We start from the raw sequence: 26761 nt of genomic DNA, 5'->3' as shown, positions 1-26761 counted from the left end.
CTTAAGTTAGGCTCCTTGTTCAAAAATTGGTAATGGAATTTTGACTACTTAACAGTTACCTTACCGCCAGCTTCTTCGATGCGCTTCTTAGCATCTTCAGCGGCATCCTTGGGAAGACCTTCCTTAACTGGTTTGGGTGCAGCTTCCACCAAGTCTTTCGCTTCTTTCAGACCTAAACCGGTCAATTCCCGTACAATTTTCAGTACAGCAATCTTCTTATCAGCAGGGACAGATTCCAGAACCACATCAAACTCAGTTTGCTCTTCTACTGGTTCAGCAGCAGCACCACCACCAGTGGGAGCAGCTACTGCTACGCCAACGGGTGCAGCAGCACTCACGCCGAAAGCTTCTTCAATTTGCTTGACTAACTCAGCAGCTTCCAGCAAAGTCAAGCCTTTCAATTGTTCCAAAATGTTGTCGGTTGTAGCAGACATTGATATAACTCCTGTGATGTTTAATTAGTTATTTTTTGACTGTGGACTATAGACTAATGAATCCTAAAGTCTATTCGCCAGCACTTTCGGTGCTATCGCTTTTCTCTGCTTCGGCCACAGCTTGCAAGGCACGAGCCAGTGAACCAGGAACTTCGTTAATACCCACAGCAATTTTGGTAGCCAAAGCGTTGATAGCTCCAGCAATTTGACCCATGAGTTGTTCCTTAGATGGCAAGTCTCCCAAAGCTTTGACATCTGGCTCTTTGAGCAGACGACCTTCCATAACACCACCGCGAAGTTCTGTCTTCTTAGTGACTTTCTGGAAGTCTTGGTAAGCCTTAATAGCAGATGAGAAATCCTCTTTGACCAACAAAAAGGCGGAAGAACCCTTCAGCAATTCCGACAGTGGTTGCCATTTTTCCTGATCTTGTATGGCAATACCCATCAAAGTGTTCTTAGTCACCTTGCAAACAGTGCCACTCGGACGTAGCCGCCGCCTTAAATCAGTGATTTCTGAAACTGTCAGCCCCTGGTAATCAATTACCAGTGCCAGAGTTGACTTACTCAAAGTTTCTTTGAGATCGGCTACTATCTCTTTTTTATTTTCTATTGTTCTACCCATGCTCGTTTCACCTCCAAGGGCAAAATCATCGTCCCTACTTGTGTTTCATGTTCTGACCGACTCAAAACAACAAACCCCAGCTATGTTAGCCGGGGTTTAGCATTAATCTCTTCATGCGACAGTAATCACACCCTCACGAGTGGTATTCGAGCAATTAGAGTTTCGACCTAGGCAGGATATTAAGCTCTTAGCACCTGCTGTCTCCGGCTTTACTTATTAAATTTTGAGGTACTGGGGATTGGTATTGGGAAAATTCTTTCCTAGTCTCCAGTCCCTAATTTTCAGTCTTTATTACGCTGCTTCAGCCAGTTTCAAATCCCGTAGGGCGCTGATATCGACTTTAATCGCTGGCCCCATCGTGGCAGACACATATACTGTACGCCAATAACGACCTTTGGCTCCCGCAGGACGGTTACGGTCAATGGTTTCTTGTAACGCTTTCAAGTTTACCAACAAATCTTCAGGCGAGAAAGATGCCTTACCAAACATAACATGGACTATGCCAGTGCGATCGGCACGGAACTCTAATTTACCAGCTTTGAATTCTGCGATCGCACTTGCTATGTCAAAGGTGACAGTGCCACCCTTCGGTGATGGCATCAAACCACGCGGCCCCAGCAATTTACCCAGCTTCGCCACCTGTGGCATGACATCTGGTGTAGCAATTAGCTTGTCGAAGTCCATCATGCCTTTTTGAATTTGGTCAATCAGCTCTTCCGAACCAACTATATCAGCACCAGCATTGCTTGCTTCTGTTACCTTTTCACCTCTAGCAATTACTGCCACCCGAACGACTTGTCCTGTACCCTTGGGCAGTGCTACCGTTGTCCGCAACTGTTGGTCTGTATATTTCGGGTCAATTCCCAACCGGATATGCGCTTCTGCGGCTTCGGGAAATTTAGCTGTTGCCGTCTCTTTTAAGAGGGACAATGCATCTAACGGTGCATAGTCTTTGTCTTCTATTTTTGCTTGCAGCGCCTGCAAACGACGCGATATTTTTTTTCCCATTTTTCTCTCCTGGGGTAATTCCGAAGCTTTGCCTCTCCCCCGATAAATTTTATTTGTCAGTCGTCAGTTGTTTATTTGTTCTTTACGCTGAACTCATGACTAGTCTGTGACTGTTACGCCCATATTCTTGGCAGTCCCTGCCACAATATTCATTGCCGCTTCTATGTCATTGGCATTGAGGTCGGGCAATTTAGTTTGGGCTATTTCTTGCAATTGCGCTTTAGTAATCGATCCAACTTTCTTTTTGTTGGGTTCATTTGAGCCTCTTTCAATTTTCGCCGCCTTGCGAATCAATACTGATGCTGGTGGCGTTTTTAGTACAAATGTAAAACTCCGGTCTTCAAAAACCGAAATTTCCACAGGTATCACCATTCCAACTTGGTCTGCTGTTTTGGCATTGTACTCTTTGCAGAACATCATGATATTAACGCCGTGTTGACCCAATGCAGGGCCGACCGGCGGCGCTGGGTTGGCTTTCCCAGCATTCAAGGCCAGCTTAATGACCGCCACTACTTTTTTCGCCATTTGTATTTAGCTCTGTTTTTCTACCTGATTAAATTCCAATTCCACAGGTGTATCCCGTCCAAAAATCGAAAGTAAGGCTTTGAGCTTACTCCGCTCTGGACTGACTTCAATCACCTCGCCCTCAAAGTCTTTAAATGGACCAGAAAGCACGACTATCTTATCACCAGTCGCCATGTCAATTTTGACAACAGGCTCTTGTTCGGTAGTCTGTTTGAATATGCGTTCTACTTCTGAATGACTCAGAGGTACTGGTTTAACGTGACCGCGACCTTTAGCACTACCACGTTTTTGCTCTGCTCCCACAAAATTAATTACATGGGAAGTGTTTCGCACCACCTGCCAGGAATCATCATCCATCACCATCCGCACTAGCACATAGCCAGGAAAAACTTTTTCTTCTGTGTGCTGGCGACTGCCATCTTTGCGAATTTTCACTGCTGGCGTGTGTGGAATTTCCACCTGAACTATTTTGTCAGCAACATCAAATGTTTGGATGCGTTGCTCCAAATTTGTTTTGACACGTTTTTCACAGCCTGAGGCTACTTGCACTGCATACCAGCGTGCTTCTTTGTGCGCTGTTTCTGCTGCTTCCTCTGGCTGCAACGCCGAGTTAAGTGGTTCGTCTGTTGCAGAAGTCATCAAAATACCTGTTTTGCTGCCCAAGCAAACAATCCATCGACCAAGTAGATTAAAGAAGCGGAGAGTGTCACCATTAGCAACACAGCCGCTGATTCACTTACCAACTGCTTTCGACTGGGCCAAACCACCTTTTCAAGCTCTTCTCTAGTTCCCTGAAAGAAGTTGAGCAAGCTAGACCCGTTTGTGGTTTCCGGCATTTCTGCTTCATTTTTTTTGGACACAGTCGTTTCTCTCCCCGTTTCTTATATAGCTATACCCTGCTAGTTTACGTCTAGGTTTACAGCTTTAATTCCATCCTGACTTAAAAAAGTGGCATTGCTGAGTAAAAAATATTATTACCAGTCTTAGCACCCCTTTTTCACGCTTTATTGCTGTACGCAGTTTCCGATGGCTACTTTAATCTAGAAGCAAAAAAGCTGTAAATATAAAACAACTATACCCGAAATCACTAGCACTAACTGCTATGCTAGCAGATGTGCTACTGTTCCGGGCTGTGTTTTTTGCTTCCGAGCGCGCCCTGGAGGACTTGAACCCCCGACATCAGGTTTTGGAGACCTGCGTTCTACCAACTGAACTAAGAGCGCACAAGCTGGCTTGGATTCTGTTATTGCGCTTAACCTTTTTAGTTTAACGCAATCCGAACTACATTGTACCTTAATTTTGTCTATGAGACAAACTAGCGGCAAATGCCGCTTACTTAGTTGAGTCTCCCATACTTTGAACGGGGAATCACAAAGAACGGTCAAATCTTTGTTTGATTCGGGTAGCCTTACCTACGCGATCGCGCAAGTAATAAAGCTTAGCACGGCGTACTTTACCACGACGCAAAACTTTAATGCTGTCAATGCGGGGAGAATGCAAAAGAAACACCCGCTCAACGCCAACACCTTGAAACACGCGGCGGACTGTAATAGTTTCGTTGATACCGCCATTACGTTTAGCAATCACAACTCCTTCATAGGGTTGGACGCGGTATTTTTCACCTTCTTTGATTTTCACCCCGACTTTCACAGTATCACCCACGTATATTATGGGCAAATCCGATTTTAGTTGTTCCGCTTCAATGGAGCGGATGATCTCTTGAGCGCTCATAGCCTTTCTGCTTTAAAAACTCACAATCATTAATAATAAATCGAGAATCCTGTTTCAGTCTACTGATTTAGATTCAGATTATTGATAATTTTACCGATACAGCAGCTTGAGTATGGAAGTTATATTGCAGTAGGCTATGCTGCAAGGTGTGATATTTATGAAATTTAGCGTCGTCATCACGACCTATAACCGCTTAAACTTGCTGCGCCGAGCGATTGACTCTGCTCTCAACCAGACAATTCCTTGTGAGGTGGTTATTGCCGATGACTGTTCATCTAAGGAGACTGAAACATATGTCAAAAGCTTAGGTGATTCTGTTGTTTACCATCGCAACGAGATCAATAGAGGTCACGCAGCAACAGTAAATGCTGGAGTTCAAAAAGCTAAGGGCGATTGGATTAAGTTTTTAGACGACGACGACTACCTAGCTCCCAATTGTATAGAACAAATGGCAGAGGCGATCGCACTTTGTCCTGATGCTGTGATGTGTTCCTGTGTTGCTGCTCAGGTGGATGTTAATGAAGTTGAACTCAGCCGCACTCCTCAACTTGGCCCTGGTTTAGCTTTTTATATTCCCCAAGCAGACATTCATTATGGGATGCTTCTAGAGCTTGTGCCTTTTGGCACACCTGTACAAGTAGCTTGCCACCGTGAAGCTTTCTGGAAAACTGGCGGTTGGGATTCCCAACTTGATGCTAACTGCGATGACATTGATTCTTGGATTCGCATTGCTCAGTTTGGCCATGCCATTTTTATCAATCAGTGCCTCGCCTACCGTACCATTTGGCCCGGAGCTTATAATCAAAAGTTTTCTCTGTCTCGGCGGCTAGATACAAATATTTTAATGAAAGAGAAAATCTATACTTTGATTGATGGGCAACACCGCTCTCATGTCCCTGCTCTGGAGGATATTAAGAATTACTTGAAACTGCATTGGACTTTAGTAGCACTCAAGCAAAGAAACCTTCAAAACTTTGTGAAAATGTTAGATAAATCTTTATTTTCCCTTTTTGCTTGGTGGCTTTTGTTGACTGCGATCTGCTCGCGCCGCTCGCAAATCTACAATCCTCATATTCACAAATTTGTCTTGATTGAGACACAATTAGATATGGGGGCGATCGCTTCGGCAGATTTGAAAAATTGCTGACAACGTTTTATAAAAACTCTATTACCTCTTTCTTTTTTCTTTCGCATCTTTAGCATCCTTTGCGGTACCCTTCTCCTGTCGGAGACGCTGCGCCAACGGGAAGCCGCGATCGCGTCTACTTAAAAAGAATTTAGGTATTCTTACATTAAGACCCGAGTAGTAAAGCTTTTTCTTCCATACGCCTAACTTCATTAATATTGGCTTAGTCCAATTTCCGCCTAGTAAATCGTGCAGCAGAATATAAAAACAAGGGATAATAAACAGCGTCAGCATTGTCGCGATCGCCATCCCAAAGAAAACTACAATCCCCAAAGGCTGTAAAAATTCCGAACCTTCGCCAATACCTAATGCCAAGGGAAACAGTCCCAAAATGGTAGTGACTGTAGTCATCATAATTGGGCGTAAGCGTTGCGGAGCCGCTTTGACAATGGCAACTTGGCGAGTACAACCAACTTCATCCCGAATTTGGTTCGCTAGTTCTACCATCAAAATCCCTGCGTTCACCACAATTCCCACTAGCAGCACCACACCAACAATTACGGTTGCCCCAATCGCCGTTTGAGTAATGTAAAGTCCAAAAAGTCCTCCGGCTAAGGCTAGCGGCACAGTAAACATAATTACCAACGGGTCAATCAGCGAATTGTATTGCACCGCCATAACTACGAAAATCAAGAACGTCGCCAACGCCCCTAGAGTTTTTAAAGCATTCTGCAACTGTTGATTAGTTTCCTGAGCAGAACTAGGTACAATTGAAACACCATCGGGTAAGTCTACGCTCTTGAGTACCTCATTGACTTCTGCGATCGCTTCACTCAGGCTAACACCCTCATTCAGGTTTCCTGCAACAATAAAAGCTTGGCGCTGATTAATCCGCTGCACCTCACCAGGGGCTTGACCTTCTTCAATGCTGGCAACATCTGAAAGGCGGACTAGTTGATTGTTTTCTGTAAATAGCGGTAACTGCTCTAACTGGGAAGGACGCTGAATGGCTTCTTTATTTAGCTGTACTCGCACATCAACTAAACGGTTGCCCCGTTGAATTTGCGTGGGAACTGAACCTTCAATTGCTGTCTGAACGGTGGCACCAATTTGTTGAGCTGTCAGCCCTAAAGCCGAAACTCTTTCCCAGTCAGGGCGAATTTGAATTTCTGGTTGTCTGGCATCGGCATCTGGTCGGAATGTTGCTAGTGTTGCCCTTTCTTGCAATGCTTGCAGTACTTGATTTCCTGCTTGCGTTAAGCTTTGCTCATTCTCACCTTGCAGAATCACATCAATTTCTGACCCTTGCACTGGAGAATTACTCAAGATTAAACCTCGTACCTGACCGGGATTGAGGCGCAGCAGAATGCCTGCTAAGTTGAGTTTGTTAAATTCCTGAGTTACTTTTTTGACGAAGGCTTCAACATCTGTGCCTGGTTTGAGATTGATGGTGCTGCTGGCACGTAAAGGATTTTCTGTAGTATTGCTGCCAAACAAAGAACCCCCAACAGTTGTGAAAGCAGACTCGGTTTCTGGTTGTTTCAGCAAAATGTCATCAACAATTTGCATCACTTTCTCAGAAGTTGCTAAAGGTGTACCAGGAGGAAACTGCGCTCTCAAGTTGGCTTGACCAGTACTGATGCGGGGTAAAATTTCTTGGGGAATTTGACCAAACATAAAGAAACTGCCACCGCCTAAAATTATCAAAGCAGTAGTGACTACAAGAAGTCGATAGCGTAAAACCTTGCTTAAGAAGCTACTATATCCCCGCGTAGCGTCTTCAAATCGGTGATTAAACTGTTTAAGCAGCCAAAATTCGCCGATTCGACTCGACCAAGGAATTCCTAAAAGTCGAGAAGACAGCATCGGCACTACTGTAATTGCTACGACAAGGGAAGCTGCTACTGCAAAGCTAATTGTCAGAATCAGTTCATTAAATAGCAGTGCGATAAAGCCACCAATTAACAGGAATGGTACTACAGAAACTAAGTTTGCACCTGTGGCAGCAACTAAAGCAGATTCTACTTCTTGGGAAGCATTAATGGCAGTGTCAATAAAGAATTTGGAATTTCTCCTCTTCGCCTCTACCCCTCGGCCTCTCTGCCCCTCCGACTCCATCTCTTTCTGATTGGGAGTCATGCCTGTTTTTTCGGAAATGTTCTCTAAGATCACAACCGATGTATCAATTGCTTGACCTACTCCCAGTGTCAGACCTGCCAAACTAAACACATTCAAAGTCAGGCCAAAGATTTTCATCAAAGCGATCGCAGCCAGGGTACACAGCGGTATTGTCAAACTGATAATTAATGTTTGCCTGAATGACCCCAAAAATAACAATACTGCTGCTGCTGCTAAAAATGCTCCAGAAATTCCCGAAAAGATGACATCATTTAAAGAATTACGGATAAAGACAGATTCATCTGTAGTGGGACTCAAAGTCATGTCCGCTGGAATTAAACCCGATTGCCGTAATTGTTCAATTCGCCGCTTCACAGCATCTACAACTGTAATTGTGTTGGCTTCAGGCTGCTTTTGGATTGAAAATTTTACAGCCGGCTGACGGTTGAGGTAAACAAATACTCGCTGGTCTTCTGTATCGTCAATTACCTCAGCAAAGTCTCGCAAGTAGACGCGGCGGGAAAGTGCAGAAGTCGTAGTGGTAGTGGTAGCAGTGGTATTAGGGGAAGAAACTTCCAAGGAGATGTTTTCAATTTCACGGGCATCTCGGAAGCGTCCGACAGTACGGGTCAATGGCTCGGAATTTTGCCCCAGAATCCGACCACCAGAAGTATCTTGGTTGCGAGCTGTGAGTTCATCTAGTACATCATTTAATCCCACACCCAATGCTTGCAATCGATTTAAGTCAACAAGTACTCTTACTTCTTCTTCAGCACCGCCAGATACATCGACTGAAGCGACTCCTGGCACGACACTAAGTTCACGCGTCAATTCTTCATCGGCAAATACGCGTAAATCTTTACCTGACAGCGAGGCAGATGTCAGCGCCAATTCATAAATTGGCAATTGGGAGGGATCGACTTTAAATAAGCGCGGCTCCTCTATCGTATCTGGCAGTTGTCCCCGGCCTCGGTTAAAAGCAGCAGTAGCATCGTTTAGTGCTTGATCGATATCGCCCCCAGGCTGGAAGTATAAATCTAGGTTCACCTGCCCCTCACGGGTACGGGAGAAAACTTGCACTACATTCTCAGTCGCTGATAAAGCTTCTTCCAGAGGTCTGGTAATTTCATCTACCGCTACTTCCGGGGAAATACCGGGGGCTTCCAACCGAACACCAATTCGTGGATAGGTGATTGAAGGTAGGAGATCTACTTGGATAGTTGTGAGAAAAAATATCCCAACAACAATTACTGCCACGGTCAGCATAAGTGTGCCAATGTGTTGGCGGATAGCGATCGCACTGATACTAAATCCGCCATTACTGTTTGCCTGCTGCATTAGTGTCGCTATGCTCCCAATTAAAAATGCAAAACAAAAAATTATTTTTAATTTTTAATTCCCCATAGGGGCATCTGCTTTTTCCGAAAGAATCGAAAGACGTACAGCATCCCCATCTTTTAATGGCTTGCCACGACCAACAACATAGCGCTCTCCCGGTTGCAAACCAGATAAAATTTCTACTTTGCCATCAGCCCTTTTCCCTAGGGTGACAGCACGCGCACTCACTTTTGTTTTACCTTCTATGTCTGTGACTACAAATAGTGTCCCCGTTCGGTTTTCTTGCTCTTTTCCTGTTTCCTTTGCTTTTCCTGCTTCTTCCTGAATAGATCCTTGCGGTACTACAACCCGCTGTGATGTTTGGGTTGCAAAATTAACTCGCGCTAGCAATCCGCTGCCAATTTTCCCTTGATTGTTGGGAATCACTACCTCTACTGGTATCAAACGTGCTGTGGCATCGGCGGCAGGGGAAATGCGTGTCACCCTACCAATTGATGTTTGATTGGGGAAGGCATCTAAGCGAACTTGCACTGACTGTCCAACCTGAATTTGTGCCAGTTCTAATTCCGAAACTTGAACGACGACTTTGACGCGGTTAAAGTCGCCAATTTTCAAGACTTCGCCACCTGCTTGCAGAAGATTGCCAGGTTCTGTGACTTTTTCTGTGACTACACCAGTGATGGGAGATGTCAGTCGAGTGTACGATCTGCGTTCTTTGGCTTGGGCAACCACTGCTTGCTGGGCAACTACTCTGCCTTGGGCAGCGGCGACAGCTTGCTGTTCTGTACGGACTTGCTCTTGAGCTGCCCGCAATGCTTGGGCAGCTGTTTGTGCTTCAGTGCGTGCTTGTTGGGCTGTTTGTTCGGCGATCGCTCCTGATTGGAATAGTTTCTGCTGCCGTTCTGAATCTGCTTGGGCTTGAATCGCGTCTAATCGTCTTTGTTCCACTGCGGCACGGGCATTGCTTACCTGAGTTGTGGCCCGTGCTACTTCTGAATTGAGTGCTGCTAATTCTGCTTCTGCTTGCTTTAATTCTGTTAACAATATGGCATCATCTAACTGCCCAACATTTTGCCCTCGCTTAACTGTATCGCCCACATCTAGATTCAAAGCCAACAGTCTTGCTTCTACCTGCGATCGCAGTGACACTATCCGCAACGGCGTGGTTGTACCTGTGTACTCTTGTTGTTTTTCCAGCACGTCTGTTCGGGCGATCGCTACATCTACAGGCGTTGCACCGCCCCCCCGCTGCTCTTGAGGACTCTGAGATTGTGCCTCGGCTGACTCTTTGAGCAGCGATCCACAACTTGCTGTAATCAATCCGAAACCCAATAAACAAGCAATCAATAAAGTAGATCGCCATCCCCAGAAATGGAACGAATTTTCTCTATCATTGTTGTTACCTACATCATGTAACTGCGAATTAATTACCTGCTTTATATCTGGGAAATCTTGCATTTTCAACAATTTGTGCGGCTTATTTCCGTCCAAAATCATTTTTTTGCTCCTAACAGGGGGGCTTTTGGCTAAAACAGCCGTTTATTATTAAGCGTTTCTGATAGATATGACTGACAACAGGGAGAAAGAAAAGGTCAGTCGCATCTCAGAAATTCTTTATTAGTATAAAAAGTATTATTCAACTAAATGCAAACCGTAAAAACTCCCAACGCCATACTGCTTACGCAAAGACAGAGAATTTTATAGCACTCGCTCCCATTTTAAATTTAGTATACGTATTTTTAGCTTTTCTAAACTCTGCCACAAGATATAAGGCTGGCGATCGCTGAAAAATGGGCTTTTTTAACAGAAACTTGCGATTTATAAAAACCAGCAAATCAGAAGTTTAATTTTTACCGCTGTAGCCAAACTGGCAGTAATTATTCCACTCTCTAGTTTAGATTAAAAAAAGTAAATAAATTTGCTATTAGAGAGAGACATAATGTAGCTGTCTCAATACCCAACTAGCTAGCTATTGACTTTGTGTGAGGAATGCAACAGTGACATCACCGCTCAAATTTGCACAGACCACTGAAGAATCCCAAATTGCAGAATTTTTTCAGCAATCAGCAGGTAAGTGGCGATCGCAAAGGCGTTACTATACTTTGCCAGAAGGAGAAACTAAGGAACTAGTGACTATAGTCACGATTTGTTTTTTAGAATCAGGATGCGATAAATTGCAAAAGCTATCTCAGATGCACGATTTAGCCGCTTCAGTGAGTCTAACCTGTGGTGCGGAAGTGACCTGGGAAAGTTCGGACGTGCTAAAAGCAAGAAGAGAGTCGCAAGGTTCAACTTTGTTTGGCGCTTTGGAAAATACTTTGTATCGCGATCGCGGTTTTGCCACATCCAAACCAGTCACCGCTAAATATTATTTCCCCAACCCCCAAACTCTATGTTTGCGAACTGAATACAGCGGTTCAGTATTTGAGGAAGAGTTAAAATTAGTTGGGAGCAAATATCGTACCAGACAGACTATCATCTCTCGTGCTGGCGAGCAGTTAATGATAGGTCAGTATTTGGAAAAGAGAATTAACAGTTAGGATAGAGGCAAAGCCAAAGAAAAATTCCGAATAGAGTATTCGGAATTTTTCTTTGACTAAGTTTTTAATAGCTGAAAGTAAGATTTAAAGTAGCGCTCATCTTACACCAGACTAAATTGCTTAAGCACTAGTAGCATCAGATTGATTCAAGAAAGAACGCGCATTTAGCGATAGCATGACGCGGGAAATACCGGTGAACAGAACGCTAACACCTACAAGTGTGCCAAGAATCCAGGGTGCATTGAAGGGCCATTGGAACCAAATCATTGCACCCAGTACCAGAGTAATAATGCCATTAGCTAATACCCAAGTCCAGTTCTGTTGCGGACGTAACCGAAATGCCAGAATCAGCTCGAATGTACCTTCGGCGAGCAAAAAGCTACCTAATAATAGAGTTAGCGTTAGGATACCAGTTCGGGGGTAAACAAACAGCATCACACCCGTTGCAATGTAGAGTGCGCTTAATAACAGCTTCCAAATGAAGCCTCCGCGATCGCGAGTTTGAGTGGCGTAGACTAGCTTGGCAAATCCTGAAGAGATTAGAATCAAAGCAAACCAAGTCTCAGCGAAAATTGTGGAAATAGTAGGTAGAGCGATCGCTATAATTCCGAAAATAATCAATAGAACGCCAACCACTAGAGACCCATTTATATTTTTATTGATGTCATTAGATTCATTAGAAACGTTAGTTGTCATACAAATTTTTCCCTATGCTTAAGTGACTCTACAATTAGACTAGAGAATTTTTGCTAAACAAAATACGACCCTAAGATATAATATGTAACACAATAAGTTCTATTTAGTTTTTGAAGAAGATAGAAGCTAGTTATTAGCAAATACTACTGAAGATAGATAATTATCTTTCCCACAGGTGATGAAATAAAAGCTTTAATAATTAATTTATAACTGTAGCTAAAACCTGGGCAAGACTTCTTCTCCAGATAGTACTGTCGGTATCCAAACTACCTCTACAGGCTGTTTTCGTCGGTAAATCTCTACCTATCCATCTTGAGGATTAATCAGCCAGCCCAAACGTAAACCATTTTCTACATACTTTTGCATCTTAGATTGCAGAGTTTTGAGACTGTCAATTTCCGAGCGAAGTTCAATTACAAACTCAGACGTTAATGGTGGGAATTTCTTGCGTTCGTCTTGGGTAAGTGCTTCCCAACGCTCTAATTTTACCCAAGCAACATCGGGCGATCGCTTGGCTCCATTCGGTAGTCTAAATATAGTAGAAGAACTAAAAACCTTTCCTAATTTTGTTTGACGGTTCCAGATTTCTAAGTCGGTAATCAGTCCTGCTTCTTGATTTCCGCTTTCTCCTCCCACTGGTGGCACAATAATCAGTTCTCCTTGGGCATTGAGTTCTAAGTTTAAATCTTTATTCGCCATACAGAGTTGATAAAATTGCTCATCTGTCAGGTGCATAATTGGTTCCAGATTTAGCACAACTGTATTCATTGAACTACTCCTTCCTAGTTCTGATACTATTCTTGCAAACAGTGAAGCGCTTCCATAATTCATACGGCATAATACTTTTGAGCTTGGAACTGGTAACTTCAAGTTCTAAACTCGGAACTTTGAGCTTGTAACTCCAAATGTCGAGTTATGAAGTCAGAACTTCAAGCTTGGAACTGGTAACTTTAAGTTCTGAACTCGGAACTTTGAGCTTGTAACTCCAAATGTCGAGTTATGAAGTCGGAACTTCAAGCTTGTAACTCCAAATGTCGAGATGTCGAAACTTCGCTTCTAGGAACTGGGGAAGAATTTCCTAATACCCAATCCCCAGTATCCAGTCCCTAGTCCCCAATTAATAATGAGTTCCCGACTTGCGGTGATGCACAGCTGTGACTCCATCAGTATCTAGCAATTTACCATTGTCCACAGTTGCATAAACGAGCCAATGGTCGCCAGATTCCATGCGATTTTGTACGGAACATTCGAGATATGCTAAAGCATCCGTCAGTATGGGAGAACCGTTTTCGGCTTCCTGGGCAAGGACATCAGCAAATCGGTCTTGTCCTGGGCCAAACGGTTTGAGAAAGTGCTTCATCAAACCCAAGTGATTGCCTTCTTTGAGAATGTTAAGGACAAATTTATTTCCTGAGTGTGTGAGAGTTTCTACTGCGCGATCTTTAGCAACCGCGATGGTTAAACCAGGAGGGCTAAAGCTAGCCTGAGATACCCAAGAGGCTAACATCGCACTCGATCTATCATCTTGCTTGGCTGTGACAACACACAACGAACCTACAATCCGACCGACTGCTTGTTCTACACTAGTGGCGGGAAGACTTGGCGATCGCACTTTTTTCGCTTTCTTCAGCGCCTGGGCAAAGTCAGTACCAGCTTCTTCGCACAACTGCAAAGTGGCATCGTCAGGTTTGAATTTCACCCGGATAGTGTCAAAACCAAACCGATAACCAGCATCTTTGAGTTTACCTTCAATTAAATCAACCGCTTCGCCACTCCAGCCAAAGGAACCAAAGACACCAGCAAGCTGATTGCTAGTAGCGGTAGCTAGCACAATTCCCAAAGCTGTTTGTACGGGTGTGGGTGCGTGTCCGCCAAGGGTCGGAGAACCCATAACAAAGCCATCTGCTTTTTCCACAGCAGCACGAATTTCTTCTGGGTCGGTAAATTCGCAGTTAATTGATTCTACCGCTACACCAGCTTTGGTGATGCCACGAGCGATCGCTTGGGCTAAGGTTGCAGTATTTCCATACGCTGATGCATATATCAGTACCACTGTCAAGTCAGAAGATGTTTGTTGCTGACTCCATTCTCGATAAGCGTGTGTTATTTCGATTAAACCATAGCGTACCAAAGGCCCGTGTCCGGTAGCATAAACTCGCACAGGCAGATCGGCAAGTTTATCGAGCGCAGTTTCAACTTGACGGGCATGGGGAGCCATGAGGCAATCAAAATAATAGCGCCGATCTTCGTTATAGATTTCCCAGCCTTCATCAAATACTTGATCGCCACAAACATGCGCCGCAAATAATTTATCTGAATAGAGAATTTCTGTTTGTGGATCGTAGGTGCAAAGGTGATCTGCATAACGAGGGTTGGGCGTGGGAATAAATTGCAAATGATGCCCCTTGCCTAAATCTAGGGTTTCTTCTCCCCGCATAATCAAAATGGGTAGATCGGGGTTTTCTAATGCCCCTCGCAGATTTTTCGCCCCTGGATTAGAACAAACAAAGGTAATTTGAGGAGCAATTTCCAGCAATGCTTTTAAAGTTGTAGCGCGGTTGGGATTAATGTGTCCCAAAATCACATAATCCAGCTTTGTAACATCAAAACGCTGCTGTAACGCTTCTAAATAAATTTGCGTAAACGTTTCTCCAGGAGGATCGATGAGGGCAATTTTATCTCCCTCAATTAAATAGGAATTAGCAGTTGTACCCTTGGCAAGAGCGTATTCAATTTCAAATCTGAGCCTTGTCCAACTGCGCGATCGCAGTACTTTTGTATCTGTAGCAATAGGGAAAACTTGAACGTCACGTGGTTTATTTTCTGACATAATACCTTACTTTTGTTTGAAGTATTTTTTCATAAATTCATCGCTGAATCCGAACCGTTGCAATAAGCTAGGTAAGTCCATTCGTCTTACATCCATTAATGCTACTATTGCTTTAACTTGTTCTGATTTTAAAGGCTTGATTCGAGCTTCATCTATTTTTCTTAGACGGTCTTCTACCTGCTCCGGTAATAAAGATACGTCTCTTTTGAAGTAGCTTTCTAAAAAATTTAGACCATCTGTAAAGTCTGTAATTTTTTTCAATAATTCCTGTTCCACATCAACCCAAAATCCTGCTGTACGAGCAGTTTCTTGTGAAGCAATTAAATCATAGGCTAAACGAACAAGGCGAGTATAAAAAGTTTTAATATCCACCGTGAAAAAGCCTGTTTCTGTTCTGGCATTCATAATTGCGATAAATCCCAATCCAAAGCCTAATGCTCTACCAATCAGACTAAAATTTATTTCGGGTTGTAAGTAGAAGGAATCCGTCAGCCAAAAAAGTAAGCAGGGAAAAATCAATTGAACAACTGCCCAAATCCAAACACCTGGAGTTTTTTGAGGTTCAAAAAAAGGCAGAAATTTGCAATCGTCAGCTAATTGTTTAAAAGCTACTAGAAGGTTTAACAATCCTGGAATCAGGGCAACTAAAATCCAAGGTAGCCATTTTAACAATTCGCTCATTTTAATGAGTTATAGGGAAGTAGGGGGATGCAGATGATAATGACCCTTGGAAGTTAGTATAAAATAAGTCTGCGAATCAGAGATTACTGTTTTTTGTCTTTTTTCTTGTCTTCCTGCTGGAACTATTTGGTCGCCTACGGTGTTACCTAATACAGCACCAATTGCAGCACCAAATATACCAGCAGCCATAGCACCAATTACACCACCAACGATTGTACTGCCAGTAATTGCACCAATTTTTGCCCCAGAACTTACGCTAGTGGTGGTATCAATGTAACCTTCATCCCACAGTCTCATCATGACTTCCCGCGTTTCTTCTAGTGGCAAGCCTAAAGCATAAGCAAGGTTTTCAACTGTTAAGGGTCGTCGCTCCAAGGCAGTCAGTATCCGACGAATATCATCCATAGCTAGCTACTCCCCTTTCCTGACCATTATTGTAAGTTTTCTCTATGTTTTGGTGTCTTGGTGGTTAATTAAATTTATTTTTGAACCACAAAGGTGAGGGCAGTCATGTGTTGAGGCAGCGACGGGTACCTAGGGGATTTCCACGCCACTTGCTACAACGGAGGAACCTCCCTTCGGGTTCGCAGTTCCTTCAAGTCGGCGAAGCCGCCCAACGGACTGCTCACCGCAACGCAGTGGCTCCCCATGAGCAACTGCCGAAAGGGCTTATCGACTTGAACGGACTGCCTGTACCAAAACACTAAGAAAAACCTACTCTGCTTTAATAATGGTTTCCAACTTTGCGATGATGGACTGCCGTCAGTGCATCTGGATCGGAAACTCGTCCGGCGTAGACGGTGCTGTATACTGCCCAGTGGTCGCCACAGTCCATGCGACTGACGACTTCGCACTCCACATATGCCAAAGCATCTGTGAGGATGGGGGCACCATTTTCGGCTGGCTGAGTTCTCACACCTTCAAAGCGATCGGCACCAGGGGCGAACCGCTTCAAAAAGTGTTTCATGAGTTTTTGGTAATTGCCTTCTTCTAAAACGTTGAGGACAAAGCGATCGCCTACTTGCATCAGGGACTCAATTGCTCGGTCTTTCGCTACCGCAATGGAAAATCCCAACGGTTTAAAGCTGGCTTGGGCAACCCAAGAAGCTAACATCGCACTGGAGACATCGCCTTTTTTGGCAGTGATGATGTACAATCCGCCGCTGATTCTACCTAGGGCTTTGTCTAAGTCAGCACCCAAGGATTTCATGGCTTTGATACTGCGATCGCGTGTCACCCATTGCCCTAAGTCCGTACCTGCTTCTTCACAAAGTTTGTAGATATTTTCTGTAGGTGTTTGTTTAATCCGAATCGCTGGGAAAACCGTTGCTAAACCTAAATTGCGGAATTTACTCAGCAAAGGATCTATTGGTTCGTCATCTCCGCCGCCAGTTTCAAATAGACCTATGCCTTGTTTTTCTTTGGCCGAGCCTAAAATGGTGCTGAGAGCAGCTTGGGTATTATTAGTACTAGAAACTGGAGGTATACCAACGACAAGTCCAGCACAGCGGCCAACTAATTCTCGCAACTCTTGTAAATCAACCTCAGATCCCAAGTCCACTATTTCTACGGCAACACCAGTTTTACTAATACCGTTGGCAATTGCTTGGGCGAGGCGATCGCTATAGCCGTATTCTGAAACGTAAAATATTCCAATTACTGTTTCTGGCTTGGCTTGGCTTTGACTCCAAGTGCGGTAACGCTTGGTTAGTTCTTCCACATGATGGGACAGTAACGGCCCGTGACCAGTGGCAATCGTGTTAACTGTTGGCAGTTCTCCCATGCGCTTGAGGGCAGATAGCACTGAGCGCGCATTCGGCCCCATCAAGCATTCGTAGTAGTATTGAAAATCTGCTTCAATAGTTTTTAAATCTTCGTCAAAGGTACTATCGGAGCAATAGTGCATCCCGAAAGCATCGCAGGTATAGAGAATTTGGGTTTTGTGGTCGAAACTAAAGATGGTATCTGGCCAATGTAAATTTGGTGCAATCACGAATTCAAATTCGTGGCCGTTACCCAAATCTAAGCGATCGCCATTTTTCACAATCCGCCGCTTAAATGGCTGATGTACCAGATCCTCTAAAAACTGAATCGCCACTTTAGAACCAACTACAGTTATTTCGGGAGCCATTTGCAGCAAATCTTTCACTAAGCCGCTGTGGTCTGGCTCGGTGTGGCTGATAATCAAATAATCAATCTCAGACAGATTGATTAGTCCGGTGAGCGTATCAAAGTAGAGTTTACGAAACTTCTCATGGGAAGTATCCACCAAGGCAGTCTGCTCACCGCGGATAAGAAACGAGTTATAAGTTGTACCGTTTTGCAGACCAAATTCAATATCGAAGCGATCGCGATCCCAATCTAGAGAGCGAATTGCCGTTGTCTGTTCAGCAATTGCCGCAGTCTGTATGGTTAGCCGTTTTTCAATTTTTTCGGTGAGCGCTACCATAACTCCCCTCCTTGACAAATTGAGTATTTATTCCTCTTGTCTTATTGTGCCACGTGTTGAATGTTAATTTTTATTAAAAAATCTATACTTAAGTTAATTAATTAAAATCTTGACACTTACAAAGGTATGGCAAGATGGAGGGATGAGGGAGACAGAGAAAATCTGGCTAGCTTTAGAGATTGGGAATTCCCGGCTGCATTGGGCGTTGTTTAAAGGCGAAATCCTTAATTTTACTTGGGATATTGACTATTTGCCTGAGTCTGTCATATCTGAGCTAGCTCGATGTCAAACACTAGATGATTTATTATTGGCAATTTTCCCAGTTCATCAGAGAACTGAGGCACAGAAGCAACAACAGGAAATTATTGCAAAAGCATCTGTTTTATCTCCTCCTGCCATATTCCTAGCCTCCGTAGTTCCCAGCCAAACAGCATTGTGGCAAACCTACCCTAACATTCGTATTATTACCTTAGATCGAATACCGCTTATGGGTGTGTATCCCACACTAGGAATTGACCGCGCTTTAGCTTTGTGGGGTGCTGGGAAAACTTGGGGTTTTCCCATGCTGGTGATTGATGCAGGCACAGCGTTAACTTTTACAGCTGCGGATGATAATCATTGTTTGGTAGGAGGTGCAATCTTACCAGGATTAGGTTTGCAATTTGCAACTCTCGGTCAAAAAACAGGGCAATTACCATTTATAAAAACTGGAAATAGTGCGTCTTTACCTCCACGCTTTGCTCTCAATACATCAGAGGCAATTCAAAGTGGAGTAATTTACACTTTCATAGCTGGAATCAAAGATTTTATTGAGGCGTGGTGGTGTTTATTTCCTGAAGGAAAGATTGCAATTAAAGGGGGCGATCGCATCTTACTGATAAACTATCTCCAAGCTTTGTATCCAGAGATTGCAGTCCGTTTAATTGTGGAACCAAATTTAATTTTTTGGGGTATCCAAAAAATAGTTATAAGTTAACGTGATTTTAAGGCGATCGCAACGATACCAGTTAGCACAATACAAGCTTTAGTCAATCAACATCAAAAACTTCAGACTGCACTTGATATCAAGTCCGGCTAATTAGTTATAATTTCCAGATCTATGCAGAAAGTCCAAAAACACCTCCCCTCTGCGGTCTTAATGATAAGTCTTTAACCGGACACGATATGAGTCTCAAACCTCTAAATACTGAATTAGACACTCAGGGTACTGAATCGCCAGCCAACTGGTATTTAGTCATCTTCTTGGTGTCCAAATGTCCGATCCCTTCCCTCAGCGCCCGATTTCGACATCTTCAAGGATGCCGAGTGCGTCAGGAATGAGGACGGCTGCGGAGTAGTAGGCGGTAACTAGGTAGGAGATAATGGCCTTTTCGCTGATGCCCATGAAGCGGACGGACAGGCTCGGTTGGTATTCATCAGGGATACCAGTTTGATGTAAACCGATGACACCTTGGTCTTCCTCACCAGTGCGGAGTATGAGGATAGAACTAGTCTGGTTCTTGGTAATCGGGATTTTGTTACAGGGAAAAATCGGTACATTGCGCCATGTAATTATCTTACTCCCATCAATATCAATGGTTGATGGATAGATGCCTCGACGGTTGCACTCCCTACTGAAGGCAGCGATCGTGCGGGGGTGAGCCAGGAAGAACTTCGACTTCCGCCGACGGGTGACTAGTTCATCAAGGTCATCAGGAGTGGGGGGCCCACTGTGGGTGTAGATCCGCTGTTTCAAGTCAGCATTGTGCAGCAACCCGAATTCGCGGTTGTTGATCAACTCGTGTTCTTGACGTTCCCGCAATGCTTCAATCGTCAGCCGCAGTTGTTCTTGTGTCTGGTCGAACGGTTCATTGTAAAGATCCGCAACACGATTATTCACCCGCAACACAGTCTGAGCAATGCTCAATTGATATTCCCGGGGTGAGAGTTCGTAGTCAACAAATGTTCCCGGTAACGTCGTCTCTGTGCTATGACCTGTTGACAACGCGATCGCAGCTTCTCCATACTTGTTTTGTGGTTGTTCGGCGCGAGTCCGAAACTGCTCAACCTGAGCCTGTAACGCCTGCGACTGGTTGAGCAGTTCCCCAAATGCCTGTTGTGGTAGTGCCAATACCGTGCATCGGGTCACAGCTTTGACCGTGAACTTCCAACTGCTTTCTGACTCTACCAACACGCGATCGCCAAAATAATCACCGTCAGCCAGCACATCCAACAGAGGCTGCTCGTCATACTTGCCAATACCAATCTTGTTTACTTTGCCATGTGCGATTAAAAAAAGCTGATTGGCTGGCTGGCCTGACTGCACTATGATGTCACCAGGTGCGAACTCCTGTTGAACAAACCGACCCGCCAACGCAGTCAACACTTCGGTGTCGTCAAACCCTCGCAGTAATGGCAACTCACCAAGTTCCTGCGGAATTACCTGTACCTCGGCTCCGGTGTTGGAGAAACTCAACCGCCCGTCACCCACAGTATAGGTCAAGCGACGGTTCAACCGATAGGTGCCACCCTTCGTTTGCACCCACGGCAACATCTTCAACAACCAGCGCGAGGTAATTTCCTGCGTCTGCGGTGCAGATTTAGTTGTTTTAGACAAATTACGGGCAGCATCTTTACTCAAACTCAATTGAGGTTGTCTAGCCTCAACTAAGCCGTTCGATTCAATAAAATCCGTCATCACCTCATCCTCTAGTTACTAAATAAAAGTGCATGAAGAGTGCTGAGTGAGGGAGATGGGAGAATCTTTAACTCTTGTACAGACGCGTAGACGCTCGTAAGAGCGGCTTCTCGTAAGAGTATAATCGCGTCTCTACTCCTCACTCAACCAACAGTCAGCACTCCTGAAGAATATTTAGCGCCCGATTTCCACATCTTCGAGGATGCCGAGTGCGTCAGGAATGAGGACGGCTGCGGAGTAGTAGGCCGTAACGAGGTAGGAGATGATGGCCTTTTCGCTGATGCCCATGAAGCGGACAGACAGACTGGGTTGGTATTCATCGGGGATACCAGTTTGATGTAAGCCGATCACCCCTTGTTTTTCCAGACCAGTGCGGAGCAAAAGGACAGAACTAGTGCGGTTATTGGTAATAGGGATCTTGCTGCAAGGAAAGATGGGTACGCCACGCCAAGCTGTAACCTGAACGCCGTTCACATCTACACTATGTGGATAAACGCCCTGGCGGTTGGCCTCCCGACCAAAGGCAGCGATCGTCCGGGGGTGGGCCAGGAAGAATGTTGGCTCCTTCCATACCGTCGCCAACAACTCGTCGAGGTCGTCGGGTGTGGGTGCGCCAGTACGGCTATAGATGCGCTGTTTGAGGTCGGCGTTGTGCAGCAACCCGAATTCGCGGTTGTTGAGCAACTCGTGTTCTTGACATTCCCGTAATGTCTCGATAGTCAGCCGCAGTTGTTCTTCTGTCTGGTTGTATGGTTCATTGTACAGATCGGCGACACGGGTACTTATTCGCAATACCGTTTGGGCGATGCTCAACTCATATTCGCGGGGTGCAAGTTCGTAATCGGCGAAGGTTCCCAACAATGTAGCTTCTTGGGGATGATCGGTCGCCACTTCAATGGCGGCTTCACCTTCGGCATTCTGTGGTCGGCTCAGGCGGGCGCGGAACTGTTCAACATGAGCTTGCAATGCCTCTGACTGACCGATCCGCCTCTCAAACGCCTGTTGAGGGAGCGACAAAACTATGGTTCTGGTAATCGCCTTCAGGGTGTACTGCCAGGTGTCCTCAGACTGGGCTATAGTTTCATCGCCGAAATGATCGCCGTCGGCTAGCACATCTAATACGACCTGCTCGCCATACTTGCCAAGACCAATCTTGTTCACCTTGCCACGAGCAATCAGAATCACGCGATCGGCTGGCTGACCAATCTCGACAATCACGTCGTCTGGGGCGTACTCCTGCTGCTCGAACAGGTTTGCCAACGCGGTCAACACATCAACGTCCTCAAACCCTCGCAGCAAGGGCAATTCAGTAAGTTCCTGGGGAATTACCTGCACAGCTGCTCCGGTGTTGGTGAAAGTGATTCGCCCATCACCTACTGTATAACTCAACCGACGGTTGACTCGAAAGGTACCACCCTTCGTCTGCACCCACGGCAACAGCTTCAACAACCATCGGGATGTAATCTCCTGCGTCTGCGGTGCAGATTTGGCCGTTGTCGCCAAATTACGCGCCGCTGCCGTACTCAAGCTTAACTGTGGCTGCCGATCTTCAACATTCAAATTAGAATCGTTAGAATAAGTCACAACTTAATCCTCCACTTTTTAGTTACTAGAAAAAAATCAAGTCTTACCTGGCGACTGCTGACCAAGGAACCCAAAGCCGCAAAATCGATCAAAAGAGAATTCAGGAGTTACTCAGTACTCTCGATCGAGTACTGAACTTAAACCCAATGTACTGACCAAGGATCTGATATGTGCAGCAGATGTGCCCAGCCCTGTAGGACCTCTCAGCAGCCGCTTTGCTGGCGAACTATTACGCAATTCAAATTCCTTATATCGGTCTACTGCTATATGCCACTTGAGAACGCCGCACATCCACTGTTGTAATTTCTCAACGTATCCGTGCAGTTTCTTACGGGCACTTTCATCCAGATTGAAATCGTCGAAAAGAACAGGCAGTTCGGTGGCGACGATGTGTTGAAACTGTTGTGCCCGAGCAGTCATCAGATTGTTAACAATCTCAACAGCCTGCGATTTGTCGCAATTGAGGAAGTTTTGAATAACCAGCACGCCATTATTGAGTTCGCCCTCGAATTCAATTTCTTTCTGATAAGAAAAAATATCGTTAGTCAAACAGGCGAAGTCGGCAGCTGAATTATCCAACTGGCGCATCGATCGCGTGCGGTAAATTTCCTGCGGGATCTCGTCGCCTTGAGCTAGTCGAGACAGGCTCATCGTCAGATCTGAGCCAAACGTCTTACGACGCATCTCAACATAATCTATCGGGTCTGGAATCCGATTTTGGATCTGGTTGGCGAGTTCCCACAACCAGCTTTCGGTCATATCCGCGATCGCACGGCGGAACTGATGCCGCGCATTTTCAGACATAGGCCCAGCTGTGCGAGACCATATGTCAGCCAAGCCGCGTTCCACTGGGTTAGTCGGCTCCGGGGCAGGGCTGGAATCAACAGGCATGAATGCCGACAGTCGGGCGTTGAATACTTTCGCACCCGCCATGTTGCGGCTGTGTCCGTAGAGCGCCGGAAAGTAATCGTCAGCATAGGTTCCCCAAACAAGCCAGCATGCCGTTATATTTAGCTCAGAAGCAGACGCATTCGGATTGATTAGCGCACCGCATAAGGCCACGTCAGCAACATCGAACTTGTGGTCATCCCAGATGACGGCATCAGGAATACCAGGTAGTGAGTCTAGCATCCCCATCTGGCGTGCCCATTCTTTGGAATGCCGACGCGCAGTATCTAGATGGGGATTCAAACTTGTAGAAAACGGCATGTAAAACTTCGGCAGTGTCACCGGCCCCACAGCCTGGTATGGAACGTGAGTGAAGCTTTTGAACCTTCCCAAACCCAAGGTGTGATATAACGCTCCAATACGCGCCGCCGATGTGCCCAAGCCTGTGGGGCCGCCCAGAACTAGGTTGGATGTTGAAGAATTGTCCCCTCCTTTGTTCATGTAGCGGCTCGACCTCATGTGCCACTCATGACCGCCTGACTGCCAGTCCTGAAGTCCTTTGACATATAGGAGAACGTTTATACGAGCCACCGGGTCTAGTCCGTACTCCTCAAATAGAGGGGGCAACTCGGTAATGGCGGTGTTGTCGAACTGCTGGAGCCGCGAAGTCAGCAAATCATTTGTGAGGTTGGCCGCTTCCTGGGTACTCACATTCAAAAATCGCTCCAAGACCAACACGCAGTTGGCATTCTCGCCTTCATCCTCGACTTCTCTTTGGTAAGAGAACAAATCGTTGCGAAGATGCACTCCATCGGCAAATGTGTCTTTCAATACGCGCATGGGGCGAGTCGTGGCGATTTCAGCCGGAACCTCAACAAACGCGGCGTGTTCGATAAGATTAGCTGACCACGGTGCGCCACCAACCTTGCGGCGCATCTCGATGTATTCGATGGGGTTAGCGATCCGATCCTGGCTGATATTGGCGAGTTCCCACAGAGACTCTTCTAGGAGGTTCTTGGTACTCTCGAAAAACCGCAACCGCCAGTCTACAGACTTGGTAAACGCGGTGCGAGACCATAGGTCAGCCAAGCCGCGCTCCACGGGGTTGGTGGGTACTGGGGGCGTGTCGGTGGGGTGGATTGGCATGAACATCGGTAGTCTGCCGAGATACTCCTTCGCCCCTGCCATGTCTTGGGTACGCTTATAGATTTCCAGGAAGTGATCGTCGAAGAAGAACACCCAGACATACCAGTCGGTCACTAGGTCAAGCTCCGTCCCTGGCGCATCTGGATGGGTATAGGAGCAAAGCAAGGCGTAGTCATGGGCATCGAATGTCCGCTCGTCCCAGATAGCTGAGCTTTCCGCTTCTTCTTGTGAGCCAAGTATCCCCATCTGGTAGGCCCACGCTTTGGAATGTACTCGCGCCGCTTCCAAGTTTGGGTTCAGCCGTGCGGGCCAAGGCATGTAAAATTCTGGCAGTTCAAAGGGTTGCACGATCGCACCTAACCTCCTATGGGGTCTTTTTGCTGTCTTTGATTTCGTGGCTGAGCAGAGCATCGTTGCGGTTCACGAGTATCCTCACCCCGACTACGTTCCCACATCTGCTTTGCTCGTGGTGGCTCGTATCAAGGCGATAATACAAGATGCTCCTAATTCAAATAACGAGCTATGTACGTTTTATTTTAAATTCCCTATACCGAAAGATAGGGCATTTAAAGAAAGCTGTTTAAGTCATTACTTATTTCCGACGCTGCCAGATAAATTTTGAGGGATTTATCGTGTTCTCATAATTTTTCATAGTTGTAGAAAAAAAGCAATACGTAGACTAAAGCAGTTAAGCAAACAGTCAAATAATTAATTTAAAAATTAGAAGACAGTTAAGACAGTTAAGACAGTTAAGCAGATAGCTAAATCAAAAATTGAAGAATTAGAAGACAGTTAAGACAGTTAAGCAGATAGTTAAAATATTTAAGACGGTTATTAAACAATAATTACTAATTGTCAATATTTTGCAACTAATGGTGATTAACAGGGAATTTATCGTTGCGAACAAATTGTATGTTGTTCGACTGTAGGGTGGGAAAAGTATTGACGGCAAGTATTTGAGCGATTTTAAATTAGTGTAGAGGTCGAGGCGAGATAGCTATAAAAAAGTGTCACGAAGAATGCCATTAATTTAAGTCTATGGACTGTCAGTTCGCTCATTTTGAGATTATAAGAGGATACTAATGCGTTAAGGCGAAAAGAATAAAGCGATTGTACCAACCCTCAAAGAGAAATAGGGCGTTGCATAGTTGCGGGATGGTTTAGCAACTTCTAAAATTCTCCCCCTGCATCCCCTGCCTCCCCTGCCTCCCCTGCTTACCCCAATTCATCCCACTGTTATGCAACGCCAGAAATAGCACCCGTCTCAAGGTAGTCTGGAGAACATCTTCATTAAGATCGGTGCGCGGATGAACAGTTAACAGGTAAATGCTGATGTAATTCTTGCTGCTCAAGCAATCCTTTAATTGCAGAATTTTAATGAGCTTCACAGTTGTGACAACCAACTTGAAACACATATCGCGATTTGAGAGTGAGGAAATGTTGGTAGTAGATTGACAGCAAACTCTGAATAAATTAGTTTAATTGCTTAATAAAATCCTGAATATCTCCAGCCACAATTCCAGCACATGATTCTGGCAAATTATTTCCTGCATGAGGAATCATTTTAAAATCAACTTTAGGAGTCAGTTGAGTGTAAGTTTGACTTTTAACTACAGCATCAAGTAAATCTTGACCGCCTTGCAATATTAAAACTGGGACTTCCATCAAGTGCAATCGGTTTTGCAGTAATTCTGCCTCAATTTCTGGCTGCTGGCGTTGAAATAGTAGCTGACAGGCTGTAGGGTATTGCAGAAGTTCTTGGCGCATCTGCCAATCCTTTTCCACTTTTTCGTGTAAACCGAAGATTTTGGTTAAGGGACGAAGCGATCGCAATATCTGATAAAATAACGGCGAACGATTCATTAGCTGCCGCATCTTCTGCCAATACTTTTTTTGTCCTTCTACCTCTACACCCTCTGGCGCTAGCAGCATTAAACCATAAACTTGCTCTGCATACTTTAAAGCATAACTAGCAGCAATCCATCCTCCAAGGGAATGTCCTACTAAATATACCTTTTCTAACTTCAAAGCTTGTAGGAACTCAGCTATACACTCTACTTGCAAATCAATTGAGTGATGGATGTTGGGACGATCTGACTCACCAAACCCTAGTAAATCTGGTGCGAAGCAATGAAAACTCTGAGATAGTGTCTCCATCACTGATAGCCATTGACTGCTATCTTCCCAAGCACCATGCAAAAAAATCACAGGAGTACCTTCACCAGCTTCACGCCAGAATAATAGCCCTTGAGAGAGTTTCCTTCGGGAGTTACGAAATAGCGCATCCATCTTAGATTTAAGAATTAACTTTTAGCATATTAGCCAATAGTCATTAGTCAGTGGCAACTAACTATACTGACCCTACCCT

Annotated in this window: 23 protein-coding genes, 1 tRNA gene, 1 pseudogene and 1 other annotated feature; of the genes and pseudogenes, 4 read left to right on the top strand and 21 right to left on the bottom strand. The window is 45.0% G+C overall.

What is annotated here, in order from left to right:
- Positions 1-44 precede the first annotated feature (44 nt).
- From rplL to rplS, 8 genes are all read right to left on the bottom strand, one after another.
- Entirely contained in the window at positions 45-434 is a 390-nt protein-coding gene (gene rplL, locus RMY31_RS12700; RefSeq protein ID WP_322659444.1) for a 50S ribosomal protein L7/L12, read from the bottom strand.
- 70 nt (positions 435-504) lie between these two features.
- A complete protein-coding gene (rplJ, locus tag RMY31_RS12695) occupies positions 505-1056 on the bottom strand; it encodes a 50S ribosomal protein L10 (RefSeq protein ID WP_322659442.1) in 552 nt (183 codons plus the stop codon).
- Between the two features lie 59 nt (positions 1057-1115).
- Positions 1116-1281 (bottom strand) — a sequence feature (ribosomal protein L10 leader region).
- 66 nt (positions 1282-1347) lie between these two features.
- Positions 1348-2064 carry a 50S ribosomal protein L1 gene (rplA, locus tag RMY31_RS12690; RefSeq protein ID WP_322659439.1) on the bottom strand — a complete coding sequence of 239 codons (717 nt, stop codon included), beginning with the start codon at positions 2062-2064 and terminating at the stop codon, positions 1348-1350.
- Positions 2065-2163: 99 nt separating this feature from the next.
- Positions 2164-2589 carry a 50S ribosomal protein L11 gene (gene rplK / locus RMY31_RS12685; RefSeq protein WP_322659437.1) on the bottom strand — a complete coding sequence of 142 codons (426 nt, stop codon included), beginning with the start codon at positions 2587-2589 and terminating at the stop codon, positions 2164-2166.
- A 6-nt stretch (positions 2590-2595) separates the two neighbouring features.
- Positions 2596-3228, bottom strand: coding sequence for a transcription termination/antitermination protein NusG (gene nusG, locus RMY31_RS12680; RefSeq protein ID WP_322659435.1), 633 nt, complete (start codon positions 3226-3228; stop codon positions 2596-2598).
- Positions 3228-3449, bottom strand: a complete 222-nt coding sequence (gene secE / locus RMY31_RS12675; protein ID WP_322659433.1) for a preprotein translocase subunit SecE — start codon at positions 3447-3449, stop codon at positions 3228-3230. The genes nusG and secE overlap by 1 nt, the downstream gene beginning before the upstream one ends.
- A 290-nt stretch (positions 3450-3739) precedes the next feature.
- Positions 3740-3812, bottom strand: a tRNA-Trp gene (locus RMY31_RS12670).
- A gap of 145 nt (positions 3813-3957) precedes the next feature.
- Positions 3958-4320 (bottom strand): 50S ribosomal protein L19, encoded by a 363-nt coding sequence (gene rplS, locus RMY31_RS12665; RefSeq protein ID WP_322659431.1) that lies wholly within the window; start codon positions 4318-4320, stop codon positions 3958-3960.
- 157 nt (positions 4321-4477) lie between these two features.
- On the opposite strand from rplS, the gene RMY31_RS12660 reads away from it, so the two are divergent.
- The gene (locus RMY31_RS12660) at positions 4478-5467 is read left to right on the top strand and encodes a glycosyltransferase family 2 protein (RefSeq protein WP_322659429.1); all 990 of its coding nucleotides are present in this window, start codon (positions 4478-4480) and stop codon (positions 5465-5467) included.
- A gap of 21 nt (positions 5468-5488) precedes the next feature.
- Here RMY31_RS12660 and RMY31_RS12655 read toward each other — a convergent pair whose 3' ends face one another.
- Both RMY31_RS12655 and RMY31_RS12650 read right to left on the bottom strand, forming a co-directional pair.
- Positions 5489-8902, bottom strand: coding sequence for an efflux RND transporter permease subunit (locus RMY31_RS12655; RefSeq protein WP_322659427.1), 3414 nt, complete (start codon positions 8900-8902; stop codon positions 5489-5491).
- Between the two features lie 54 nt (positions 8903-8956).
- Entirely contained in the window at positions 8957-10399 is a 1443-nt protein-coding gene (locus RMY31_RS12650) for an efflux RND transporter periplasmic adaptor subunit (protein WP_322659425.1), read from the bottom strand.
- A gap of 500 nt (positions 10400-10899) precedes the next feature.
- Between RMY31_RS12650 and RMY31_RS12645 the strand changes: the two genes are divergently transcribed.
- Positions 10900-11442, top strand: a complete 543-nt coding sequence (locus RMY31_RS12645; RefSeq protein WP_322659424.1) for a phycobiliprotein lyase — start codon at positions 10900-10902, stop codon at positions 11440-11442.
- A gap of 120 nt (positions 11443-11562) precedes the next feature.
- Here the strand turns inward: RMY31_RS12645 and RMY31_RS12640 are convergent, their stop codons facing one another.
- The 5 genes and pseudogenes from RMY31_RS12640 to RMY31_RS12620 form a co-directional block, all read right to left on the bottom strand.
- On the bottom strand, positions 11563-12138 hold the full coding sequence (locus tag RMY31_RS12640; protein WP_322659422.1) for an HdeD family acid-resistance protein: 576 nt from the start codon (positions 12136-12138) through the stop codon (positions 11563-11565).
- Positions 12139-12354: 216 nt separating this feature from the next.
- Positions 12355-12906: pseudogene (locus tag RMY31_RS12635) on the bottom strand (Uma2 family endonuclease).
- A 349-nt stretch (positions 12907-13255) separates the two neighbouring features.
- Positions 13256-14968 (bottom strand): diflavin flavoprotein, encoded by a 1713-nt coding sequence (locus RMY31_RS12630; RefSeq protein WP_322659420.1) that lies wholly within the window; start codon positions 14966-14968, stop codon positions 13256-13258.
- Between the two features lie 6 nt (positions 14969-14974).
- Entirely contained in the window at positions 14975-15649 is a 675-nt protein-coding gene (locus tag RMY31_RS12625; protein WP_322659418.1) for a hypothetical protein, read from the bottom strand.
- 9 nt (positions 15650-15658) lie between these two features.
- Positions 15659-16054 (bottom strand): hypothetical protein, encoded by a 396-nt coding sequence (locus tag RMY31_RS12620; RefSeq protein WP_322659416.1) that lies wholly within the window; start codon positions 16052-16054, stop codon positions 15659-15661.
- A gap of 80 nt (positions 16055-16134) precedes the next feature.
- Here RMY31_RS12620 and RMY31_RS12615 point away from each other — a divergent pair, with 80 nt between their 5' ends.
- Positions 16135-16356 carry a hypothetical protein gene (locus RMY31_RS12615; protein ID WP_322659414.1) on the top strand — a complete coding sequence of 74 codons (222 nt, stop codon included), beginning with the start codon at positions 16135-16137 and terminating at the stop codon, positions 16354-16356.
- 17 nt (positions 16357-16373) lie between these two features.
- Here the strand turns inward: RMY31_RS12615 and RMY31_RS12610 are convergent, their stop codons facing one another.
- Positions 16374-18098 carry a diflavin flavoprotein gene (locus RMY31_RS12610; protein WP_322659412.1) on the bottom strand — a complete coding sequence of 575 codons (1725 nt, stop codon included), beginning with the start codon at positions 18096-18098 and terminating at the stop codon, positions 16374-16376.
- 142 nt (positions 18099-18240) lie between these two features.
- Here RMY31_RS12610 and RMY31_RS12605 point away from each other — a divergent pair, with 142 nt between their 5' ends.
- On the top strand, positions 18241-19074 hold the full coding sequence (locus tag RMY31_RS12605; protein ID WP_322659485.1) for a pantothenate kinase: 834 nt from the start codon (positions 18241-18243) through the stop codon (positions 19072-19074).
- 294 nt (positions 19075-19368) lie between these two features.
- On the opposite strand, the gene RMY31_RS12600 is transcribed toward RMY31_RS12605, so the two are convergent.
- The 5 genes from RMY31_RS12600 to RMY31_RS12580 form a co-directional block, all read right to left on the bottom strand.
- Positions 19369-20775 carry a family 2B encapsulin nanocompartment shell protein gene (locus RMY31_RS12600; RefSeq protein WP_322659410.1) on the bottom strand — a complete coding sequence of 469 codons (1407 nt, stop codon included), beginning with the start codon at positions 20773-20775 and terminating at the stop codon, positions 19369-19371.
- A 174-nt stretch (positions 20776-20949) separates the two neighbouring features.
- Entirely contained in the window at positions 20950-22359 is a 1410-nt protein-coding gene (locus RMY31_RS12595; protein WP_322659408.1) for a family 2B encapsulin nanocompartment shell protein, read from the bottom strand.
- A 111-nt stretch (positions 22360-22470) separates the two neighbouring features.
- Positions 22471-24741, bottom strand: a complete 2271-nt coding sequence (locus RMY31_RS12590; protein ID WP_322659406.1) for a family 2 encapsulin nanocompartment cargo protein terpene cyclase — start codon at positions 24739-24741, stop codon at positions 22471-22473.
- 812 nt (positions 24742-25553) lie between these two features.
- Positions 25554-25781, bottom strand: a complete 228-nt coding sequence (locus tag RMY31_RS12585) for a hypothetical protein (RefSeq protein ID WP_409877899.1) — start codon at positions 25779-25781, stop codon at positions 25554-25556.
- A gap of 85 nt (positions 25782-25866) precedes the next feature.
- Entirely contained in the window at positions 25867-26682 is an 816-nt protein-coding gene (locus RMY31_RS12580) for an alpha/beta hydrolase (protein WP_322659404.1), read from the bottom strand.
- Between the last annotated feature and the right edge of the window lie 79 nt (positions 26683-26761).

This window comes from Dendronalium sp. ChiSLP03b (genome assembly GCF_034531165.2).
In the GTDB taxonomy this organism is placed as follows: domain Bacteria; phylum Cyanobacteriota; class Cyanobacteriia; order Cyanobacteriales; family Nostocaceae; genus Dendronalium; species Dendronalium minutum.
The sequence above is the reverse complement of the archived record's forward strand: the minus strand, read 5'-3'. Positions and strand labels throughout refer to the sequence as shown.